General features: G+C 62.8%; 8 protein-coding genes and 1 pseudogene. 4 read left to right on the top strand and 5 right to left on the bottom strand.

All coding sequences use genetic code 11. The annotated features are described in order from the left end of the window. Positions 1–29: 29 nt before the first annotated feature. Together ACF8GF_RS24830 and ACF8GF_RS24825 are read right to left on the bottom strand one after the other, a co-directional pair. Positions 30–734, bottom strand: a complete 705-nt coding sequence (locus tag ACF8GF_RS24830; protein WP_370853135.1) for a methyl-accepting chemotaxis protein — start codon at positions 732–734, stop codon at positions 30–32. A gap of 204 nt (positions 735–938) precedes the next feature. Beyond that, a pseudogene (locus ACF8GF_RS24825) lies at positions 939–1,418 on the bottom strand (methyl-accepting chemotaxis protein); the annotation flags it as partial. A 957-nt stretch (positions 1,419–2,375) separates the two neighbouring features. Between ACF8GF_RS24825 and ACF8GF_RS24820 the strand changes: the two are divergent. Continuing rightward, positions 2,376–3,119, top strand: a complete 744-nt coding sequence (locus tag ACF8GF_RS24820; RefSeq protein WP_392487615.1) for a hypothetical protein — start codon at positions 2,376–2,378, stop codon at positions 3,117–3,119. 143 nt (positions 3,120–3,262) lie between these two features. Here ACF8GF_RS24820 and ACF8GF_RS24815 read toward each other — a convergent pair whose 3' ends face one another. Next, the gene (locus ACF8GF_RS24815; protein WP_209964279.1) at positions 3,263–4,024 is read right to left on the bottom strand and encodes an SDR family oxidoreductase; all 762 of its coding nucleotides are present in this window, start codon (positions 4,022–4,024) and stop codon (positions 3,263–3,265) included. 177 nt (positions 4,025–4,201) lie between these two features. Here ACF8GF_RS24815 and ACF8GF_RS24810 point away from each other — a divergent pair, with 177 nt between their 5' ends. After that, positions 4,202–5,203: an NADP-dependent oxidoreductase gene (locus ACF8GF_RS24810; protein WP_176685811.1), complete on the top strand. Its 1,002-nt coding sequence runs from the start codon at positions 4,202–4,204 to the stop codon at positions 5,201–5,203. A gap of 359 nt (positions 5,204–5,562) precedes the next feature. Here the strand turns inward: ACF8GF_RS24810 and pyrF are convergent, their stop codons facing one another. Beyond that, complete coding sequence (pyrF, locus tag ACF8GF_RS24805) at positions 5,563–6,264, bottom strand: orotidine-5'-phosphate decarboxylase (protein WP_392487614.1); 702 nt, start codon at positions 6,262–6,264, stop codon at positions 5,563–5,565. Between the two features lie 183 nt (positions 6,265–6,447). Between pyrF and ACF8GF_RS24800 the strand changes: the two genes are divergently transcribed. Next, positions 6,448–6,615 carry a DUF2897 family protein gene (locus ACF8GF_RS24800; RefSeq protein WP_010952850.1) on the top strand — a complete coding sequence of 56 codons (168 nt, stop codon included), beginning with the start codon at positions 6,448–6,450 and terminating at the stop codon, positions 6,613–6,615. Positions 6,616–6,651: 36 nt separating this feature from the next. On the opposite strand, the gene ACF8GF_RS24795 is transcribed toward ACF8GF_RS24800, so the two are convergent. Beyond that, positions 6,652–6,987, bottom strand: coding sequence for a helix-hairpin-helix domain-containing protein (locus ACF8GF_RS24795; RefSeq protein WP_176685812.1), 336 nt, complete (start codon positions 6,985–6,987; stop codon positions 6,652–6,654). Positions 6,988–7,416: 429 nt separating this feature from the next. Between ACF8GF_RS24795 and wecB the strand changes: the two genes are divergently transcribed. Next, positions 7,417–8,559: a non-hydrolyzing UDP-N-acetylglucosamine 2-epimerase gene (wecB, locus tag ACF8GF_RS24790; RefSeq protein WP_392487613.1), complete on the top strand. Its 1,143-nt coding sequence runs from the start codon at positions 7,417–7,419 to the stop codon at positions 8,557–8,559. The last annotated feature ends 372 nt before the right edge of the window (positions 8,560–8,931 follow it).

Here is an 8,931-nt window from a genome sequence, read left to right as displayed (position 1 = left end):
CCGCGAATAGGCCGGCACAGACAACGAGATTACAACCTGAAATGCCCCACCATGCCCTTCAGGTCGGTGCCCAGTTGCGCCAGCTCGACACTGGACCGGGCATTGTCCTGCATCGCCAATGCCGCCTGGTCCGCACTGCCGCGAATCTGCGTGACACTGCGGCTGATCTCTTCCGCCACCGAACTCTGCTGCTCGGCGGCTGCGGCAATCTGCTGGTTCATCTGCTGAATCAATGACACCGCTGCGGCAATGCTGCCCAGCGCGCTTTCGGTCTGCAGGGCATCGGCCACGGCCAGCCGTACCAGCTCGGTACTGCCACGAATCTGCGCCACCGACTGCTGGGCATTGCCGCGCAGGCTGGCCACCAAGGTTTCGATCTGCTCGGTGGATTGCCGCGTACGCCGCGCCAGCGCGCGCACTTCATCGGCCACCACGGCAAAGCCACGCCCCTGCTCGCCGGCGCGGGCAGCCTCGATGGCGGCATTGAGCGCCAGCAGGTTGGTTTGCTCGGCCACGCTCTTGATCACTTCCAGCACGTCGCCAATGGTGTGGATTTCGGCACTGAGGCTGTCGATGCCGGCGCTGGCAGCTTCTGCCGCCGACGCCAGTTGCTCGATGCGCTGCATGCTCTGGCGCACCACCTGCTGACCGGAGTCGACCTTCTCGTCCGCCGCCTGGGCCGCCTGCGCCGCCTCCTCGGCATTGCGCGCCACATCGTGCACGGTGGCAGTCATCTGCTGCATGGCGGTAGCGACCTGCTCGGTTTCCTCTTTCTGGCTGCCCACCTCGCGGTTGGTCTGCTCGGTCACCGTCGACAACGCCTGGGCGCTGCCGGCCAATTGTTCGATGCCCTGCTGCAAGCCGCTGACAATGCCCGAAAGCCCCGCCGCCATCTGCTGCATGGCCTGCATCAGTTGCCCCACCTCATCCCGGCGCGGCGCCTGGGCGTCGAAGCCCAGTTCACCCGCCGCAATGCGCTGGGCGCGGGCAATCACATGCTTCAACGGGCCGACCACAGCCCGGGTAATCAGCCAGGCCGCCAACACGCCTACAAGCAACGCCAGCGCCGTCGCCAGGCCGATGGCCAGGGCATTACGCTGCAGCTCGCCTTGCAGGGCCTGCTCCTGCCCAAGGTAGGCTTGGTCGACACGCCCGGTCACCCGCTCGGCGCTGGCTTGCAGCTGCGCCTTGAGCCCCTGCTCGCGGGCCAGCTGGTCGGTGTATTCGTTGAGTTTTTCCGAGAAACTGCCAATGTGCCCAGCCACTTCACCCAGCACGCTCTGGTAACCGGCATCGCCAACCGCACCCTGCAACTGGCTGACCAGGCCGGCGGCCTCCACCGTCTGGGCAATACGCTCCTGGCTCACACCCTCCTCGCCCTTGCGGCTTTTATCCAGACGCACCCGTGCTTCGTCCATGGCCTGCAGCATCAGCCGCGACACCTGGGCCACCTGCGCGGCTTGCTCAAGAAACTCGCTACCCTGCTGGCCTTGGGACTGCTTGAGGGTATATGCGCCGTCATCGGCCAGGCCGGCCTGCAGCACATCAAGGTTATTGGAGACGTTGGACACCGACCAGCTGGCCATGTCCAGCGCCAGCTCCTTGGCCTGCACAGCCTCGACAAAGGCTTCGAATGCCTGGCCATAGGCGGCAAGATCGGTTTGCGCCGCGGCCAGCGCTGGCAGGCCTTGGGCGCGTTCGACCAAACCCTGCAGGCCGCCACGCAAGGCGTCGGCCTGCTGAATGTCGGAGCGCAGGGCAAATGCCTGCTCATGCTCGCGCAAACGCAGCAAGTCGGTATTGAACTGGGCCAGCTGACGCAAACTGTCGAAGCGCTGGCCAACGCTTTGCAACGCCACAACGCCGATAGCCGCCACCGCCAGCGTCAGCAGCAGCACCAAGGCAAAACCCAGGCCAAGTTTGCGGGCCATGCCCAGGTTGGCCAGCACACCGTGCTTGCTCGCGCCCATCACCGATCCCCTTTCAGCCAGTGAGGTTATCCCGAAGGCTAAGGGTGGCAACGTTGCCTGCCAATGAACAAGGGGGTGGCGCCAGAATAGTGTCAAATAGCTATGTCTTGTCGTTTTTGGCTGCAAAGGGGTCGCTTTCAGTGCCCGCTGTAAGCAATATCACTAGGCCATCAATGATAGCCCGCCCCTCAGCCTGCGACGGTGCTTTCCCATATTAAATCGACGCAAGTAAGCCATTAATTTATTCCAATCCACACTTTATAAAACACTATTGACGCCATTAAATTTGCGCCAAACAGAGGGTATTGAAATTTTTTTAAATACCCCTGCACACATTAAAAACGTCGCTATCGTGATCGGTAACTGGCCCGTTCTCCGGACCTGCAGTGCACCCTGGAGTTTGTAATGAAAACAGCCATGTTTACTGCTGTGGTCACCCCGTTGCTGCTGTTTACTGTGCCAACCGTTGGATATGCCGATACTTCCACCGCACCGATATTCACCCTCGGCCTACAAGGGAGCTACACCCAACTGGAATTGAACGGCCCCAAGGATGACACCGAAGATATGCCCGAAGGTGGTTTATTCATCAATTACGGCAACAAGATGACGGCCAGGCAAGGCCTTGTCTACCAGGCCGAAGCCAGCGGCATGTACTCGAAACAGCATGACCAGAAGCTCAAGGACGGCCAGGCCGACCTGGACCTGGGCTGGCGGTTGGCGCTGGCGGAACGGCATTCAGTCGACCTGCTGCTGGGCGCCGGCTACAAATGGAACCGGTTGGAACCCAATACCAGCCGTCATGATGTCGACCTTACCAACCGCACGCCATTCGCCAAGCTCGCAGCGGGGTACAATTACCGCTTCAATAATGCCACCCTGCGTTTCGAAGCGGGCATACGCCAGGTCATCAATGGCGACTCGCAATTGAAAATACATGGCATCAGCAGTGAAGAGGTTGATTTGAAAGATACCACCAACCCCTTTGCCGAACTTAGCGTGCTCTTCAACCAACACGGTACTGTGTCGGTATACGCTTCGCTTTACTTCAGCCGCTACAACTATGAACTGGACGGGCAGTTCCAGATGACCGCCTCGGACGAACAAACCCGTGACGAGTATGGCTTGAAGATAGGCGTCAGCTTTTAGCCGGGGGCCAGCTGCCTGCGCGGCTTGCTCAGGAAAGGCCTGGGCACGCCCATCCTGTCCATGCGCGACATGGTGGGCTTTGGCCTGGTGATCGCAATTGCAAAGGGCGGGCTTGCCCGCGAAGCAGCCCGCACGGCATCCACTCAGATCGCCGTGGCCCCGCCATCTACCGTCAGGCAATGCCCGGTGGTAAACGCCGCGCCGTCACTGCACAGGTACAGCACGGCGCTGGCGATTTCCTCGACCTTGCCAATGCGCCCCACCGGGTGCATGGCTGCGGCGAACTCCGCCTTGCGCGGGTCGGCCTGGTAGGCGCGGCGGAACATGTCGGTGTCGATCACGGCCGGGCACACGGCGTTCACGCGGACGCCCTTCTTGGCGTACTCGATGGCCGCCGACTTGGTCAGGCCGATGACCGCATGCTTGCTGGCGCTGTAGATGCTCATCTTCGGCGCCGCCCCAAGCCCCGCCACCGACGCGGCATTGACGATGGCCCCACCGCCTTGGGCCAGCAACAAGGGCAACTGATACTTCATGCACAACCACACGCCCTTCACGTTCACACCCATGATGGCATCGAACTCCGCTTCGCTGCCTTCGGCCAGGCGGTGTTGCTCGATCTCGATCCCGGCGTTGTTGAAGGCGTAGTCCAGCCGGCCGTACGCGGCAATCAGGCGCTCATGCAACTGGCGCACGTCGGCGTCGCGGGTAACGTCGCAGGCAATGAACAGCGCTTCGCCGCCCGCCGCGTGGATCAGCGCCACGGTGGCCTCGCCGCCGACCGGGTCGAGGTCGGCCACCACCACCTTCATGCCCTCGTGGGCGAACGCCAGGGCGGTTGCCCGGCCGATCCCAGCAGCCGCGCCGGTCACCAGGGCTACCTGGCCAGAAAAGGTCATGCTCATCGCGTGCTCCTGTGAGGGTTTGGGTAGGGGTCAGAGCATAGTCAGCCACCACTCGGCCGGGCAGCATCATCACAGCAACGGTTGGGCTACCATGCTTGTCAGTGATTTTAAGCAACCGCCTTCATCAACAAGGTAGATTGAACGCCTTACGCCCTCCACAGCCCACAAGGACCCGCCATGACCCAGACCAACCGCCGCTTCCTGCTTGCCAAACGCCCGGTCGGCGCCGTGCGCCGTGACGACTTCAGCTTCGAGACCGTACCCGCCGAACAACCCGGCGAAGGCCAGATACTGGTGCGCAACCTGTACCTGTCGCTGGACCCGGCCATGCGTGGCTGGATGAACGAAGGCAAGTCCTACATCCCGCCCGTGGCCCTGGGCCAGGTAATGCGTGCGCTGGGCGTCGGTGAGGTGGTTGCCTCCAATCACCCCGGCTACCAGCCCGGCGATTACGTAAGCGGCGCCCTCGGCGTGCAGGACTACTTCACCGGCGAGCCCCAGGGCCTGCACAAGATCGACCCCAAGCTGGCCCCCCTGCCCCGTTACCTGTCAGCGCTGGGCATGACCGGCATGACCGCCTACTTTGCCCTGCTGGACGTCGGCCAACCCAAAGCTGGCGACACCGTGGTCATCTCCGGCGCGGCCGGTGCGGTGGGCAGCATTGTCGGGCAGATTGCCAAGATCAAAGGCTGCCGCGTGGTCGGTATTGCCGGCGGTGCCGAGAAGTGCCAGTACCTGAAGGACGAACTGGGCTTTGACGGCGTGATCGACTACAAGGCCGAAGACGTGCTGGCCGGCCTGAAGCGCGAATGCCCCAAAGGCGTAGACGTGTACTTCGACAACGTGGGCGGCGACATCCTCGATGCCGTGCTGACGCGCATCAACTTCAAGGCACGCATCGTGATTTGCGGCGCGATCAGCCAGTACAACAACAAAGAAGCCGTGAAAGGCCCGGCCAACTACCTGTCGCTGCTGGTGAACCGCGCGCGCATGGAAGGCTTTGTGGTGATGGATTACACCAAGGACTACGGCAAGGCCGCGCAGGAGATTGCCGGCTGGTTGGCCAGCGGGCAGGTGAAGAGCAAAGAGGATGTGGTGGAGGGGCTGGAAACCTTCCCGGAGACCTTGTTGAAGCTGTTCAGCGGGGAGAATTTTGGCAAGCTGGTGTTGAAGGTTTAAACGCCCTGCACGGCACCGATGGCCCGGCACAGCCCGTCGTAGGAGCGGGTTTACCCGCGAATAGGCCGGACCTGCCGGCCAATATCCCCCAGTCATGCACCGTCGCCGCAGCCACCGCATTCGCGGGCAAGCCCGCTCCTACATCCCGTCGTAGGAGCGGGTTCACCCGCGAAAGGGCCGGGCCTGCCGGGCCAGTTTCCACCGGCCGTTCACCGTTGCTGCCGCTACCGTATTCGCGGGTAAACCCGCTCCTACACACGGATCGGGGGTGCAGGCACATCAGGGGTTCGACACAGGCATCGATGGTGGGCCCACATCGGTGGTTCGGCGCAGGCCCCTGCTGGACAACCGCAGGTTAATTACCCGCGGATCTCCGCCACCACCGCTGCCAACGCTTGCGCAGGGTCTGCAGCCTGGCTGATCGGCCGGCCGATCACCAGGTAATCCGAACCGGCATCCAGTGCCTGACGCGGGGTGAGGATACGGCGCTGGTCATCCTGCGCGCTGCCCGCCGGACGAATGCCCGGGGTCACCAGTTGCAGCGAGGGGTGCGCCGCCTTCAGTGCCGGGGCCTCGAGCGCCGAGCACACCAAACCGTCCATCCCCGCTTTTTCCGCCAGCGCCGCCAAACGCAGCACCTGCTCTTGGGGGGCGACATCCAGGCCAATGCCGGCCAGGTCTTCACGCTCCATGCTGGTCAGCACGGTCACGCCAATCAGCAACGGCTGCGGGCCGCTGCGCTTGGCCAGTTCTTCACGGCAGGCGGCCATCATGCGCAGGCCACCGGAGCAATGCACGTTGACCATCCACACGCCCATCTCGGCGGCGGCCTTTACCGCCATGGCGGTAGTGTTGGGAATGTCGTGGAACTTGAGGTCCAGGAACACTTCAAAGCCCTTGTCACACAGGGTTTCGACAATGCCCGAAGCGCTGCTGGTGAACAGCTCCTTGCCAACCTTCACCCGGCACAGCGCAGGGTCAAGCTGGTCAGCCAGCTTCAGGGCGGCCTCACGGGTAGGGAAATCCAGGGCGACGATCAGGGGCGTCTGGCAGGCGGACATGGGCAGGGTCTCTTGGCAAGTCGAAAACGGCGCGCATTGTAAACGAAGTGACGCAGGCTTTGGGGCCCACAGGTCACGGAATTGGCCCAGCAAGGCCTGGCACCTATAATTGAACCAACGGAACGGGCAATTGCTCAAAATTCATGTAACCGTTGCCCACGGCCCGATCTAAGGAGAACGACAATGCCCTGGTATGCCTGGCTGATACTCATCATAGCCCTCGGCTCGATTGTCGGCGGGTTGATGCTGCTGCGCGACACGGCCAAGAAACTGCCGCTTACCGAAGAGCAACTGCGCAAGGTACATGAGCGTAATGCCGAAGCGGATGCCAAGGACGCACAGGACCGCTAAAGGCCGGGCCAGGGCATCACCCCGGCCCCTGCCCGCTTACTCCACCATCACCTTGTCCCGGTTGCGCTCCAGCAACGCATTGCCTATCCCCTTTATCTCCAGCAGCTCATCCACTGAAGCAAACGGCCCATTGGCCTCGCGGTAGGCCACGATAGCCTCCGCCTTGGCCTTGCCAATGCCGTTCAGCTCCTTTTGCAGGGTGAGTGCATCCGCCGTGTTCAAGTCCAGCCTTGGCGCCTGCTGGGCCTGGGCCTGGGCCACCACCGGCACCGGTTCGGGCACAGCCATGGTGCTGGCCGGGGCGGCGCTCAGGGAGAACGACATACTGGCGAACAGCGGCAGCAGCAGGTACGACAGAACGTTATTGCGCATGGTCAACACTCCTTGGGTTGGTCATTTTCCAGCAACCGCTTTCCTTCGGCTGCGCAACCAACCCTAGCGGGTAACCCGGCCGCACAATACCCAATCCCCCCGGCGAATGGTTACCGAATCGGTCAGCAAAACGCTCAACCTCGCCCACCCAGCAACCGTGGCCGTTTACGCCCCGCTCGCCCCGGCCCTGAATGCACAAGGCCCTGGTCCTGTGCCTGTAGCCAAATCCCCGTTTGTCCGATAGCCGCTGCCCACCCATGCCAGGCCATTGTCCTACAACGCCCGCCGAACAAGGCTCGCCCGGTAAACCGCCCTCCCCCAGTCGGTAAGCATCCCCCCGGCAAACTGGCACGCCATTGCCCGCCTGCTAGATTTCTTGAGCAATGGACACCGGCCTGCTTCAAGGACCCGAGCAAGAGGATCACTGCCGTGCCCCTCAAGACCCTGACTGTTTTCGGTACCCGCCCAGAAGCCATCAAGATGGCCCCGCTAGCCCTGCAACTGGCGCAGGACAGCCGCTTCGAAGCCCGCGTGTGCGTCACCGGCCAGCACCGGCAAATGCTCGACCAGGTGCTGGAGCTGTTCGGTATAAGCCCCGATTACGACTTGAACATCATGAAAGCCGGCCAGGACCTGACCGGTGTGACCACTGCCATCTTGCAAGGCATCCGACCTGTGCTGGCCGCGTTCAAGCCCGACGTGGTGCTGGTGCATGGCGACACCGCCACCACCTTTGCCACCAGCCTGGCGGCTTACTACCAGCAAATCCCCATTGCCCATGTAGAGGCCGGCCTGCGCACCAACAACCTGTATTCACCCTGGCCCGAAGAAGGCAACCGGCGCCTGACCGGGGCCCTTGCCGCGCTGCACTTTGCGCCCACCCCCACCTCGCGCGACAACCTGTTGCGCGAAGGCACCGACCCGGCGCACATCTTCACCACCGGCAACACCGTGATCGACGCCTTGCTGGAGGTGGAGCAAAAGCTGCAAAACCCCGCGCTCAAGGCCCGTTTCGCCAGCCAGTTCAGCTACCTGGCAGCCGAACGCCGGCTGTTGCTGGTCACCGGCCACCGGCGCGAGAACTTTGGTGGCGGCTTCGAGCGCATCTGCCAGGCCCTGGTGCAGACTGCGCGGCAATTCCCCGAGTTGAACGTGGTATACCCGGTGCACCTCAACCCCAACGTGCGCGAGCCGGTCAACCGGCTGTTGGCGGATGTGAGCAACATCCACCTTGTCGAACCGCTGGATTACCTGCCGTTCGTTTACCTCATGACCCGGGCCTATGTGATTCTGACCGACTCGGGTGGCATTCAGGAGGAAGCGCCGGCCCTGGGCAAACCGGTGCTGGTGATGCGCGATACAACCGAGCGCCCAGAAGCCGTGGCGGCAGGTACGGTCAAGCTGGTGGGCACCGAAGTGGCATCGATTGTGCGGGCGTTGAGTACCTTGCTGACCGATGAGGCGGCGTATCGCGAAATGAGCTTCGCCCATAACCCTTATGGCGATGGCAAAGCCTGCGCGCGCATACGCGAAGCCCTGGCCACCTGGAACAGCCCCCACCGCTCAATGTAGGAGCGGGTTCACCCGCGAATACGATAGCCGCAGCCCCGCTGCCCCCCAGTAAAAACTGGCCAGCAGCCCCACCCCGACCTGAGCCCACCCCCGCCCGGCGTAGGAGCGGGTTCACCCGCGAATACGGTAGCCGCAGCCCCGCTGCCCCCCAGTAAAAACTGGCCAGCAGCCCCACCCCGCCCTGAACCCATCCCCGCTCGGCGTAGGAGCGGGTTCACCCGCGAATACGGTAGCCGCAGCACCGCTGAACACCCAGTAAAAACTGGCCAGCAGCCCCCCTTCCGCGTGTAAACCCACCCCAACAGCGGTCAACAATCACGGCGAAGAGATTTGCCTTGGGATGCACATTCCGCACGTCAGACTTTCCTGAAA

This window comes from Pseudomonas sp. yb_5 (genome assembly GCF_043103865.1).
GTDB classification, from domain to species: domain Bacteria; phylum Pseudomonadota; class Gammaproteobacteria; order Pseudomonadales; family Pseudomonadaceae; genus Aquipseudomonas; species Aquipseudomonas putida_Y.
This window is presented reverse-complemented; position numbering and strand designations above follow the sequence as displayed.

Bases quoted from the DNA above. Each gene is read 5' to 3' on its own strand.
- ACF8GF_RS24800 (WP_010952850.1), top strand. From the start codon at position 6,448: ATGCCCTGGTATGCCTGGCTGATACTCATCATAGCCCTCGGCTCGATT.
- ACF8GF_RS24820 (WP_392487615.1), top strand. From the start codon at position 2,376: ATGAAAACAGCCATGTTTACTGCTGTGGTCACCCCGTTGCTGCTGTTT.
- ACF8GF_RS24815 (WP_209964279.1), bottom strand. From the start codon at position 4,024: ATGAGCATGACCTTTTCTGGCCAGGTAGCCCTGGTGACCGGCGCGGCT.
- ACF8GF_RS24810 (WP_176685811.1), top strand. From the start codon at position 4,202: ATGACCCAGACCAACCGCCGCTTCCTGCTTGCCAAACGCCCGGTCGGC.
- ACF8GF_RS24830 (WP_370853135.1), bottom strand. From the start codon at position 734: ATGACTGCCACCGTGCACGATGTGGCGCGCAATGCCGAGGAGGCGGCG.
- pyrF (WP_392487614.1), bottom strand. From the start codon at position 6,264: ATGTCCGCCTGCCAGACGCCCCTGATCGTCGCCCTGGATTTCCCTACC.
- ACF8GF_RS24795 (WP_176685812.1), bottom strand. From the start codon at position 6,987: ATGCGCAATAACGTTCTGTCGTACCTGCTGCTGCCGCTGTTCGCCAGT.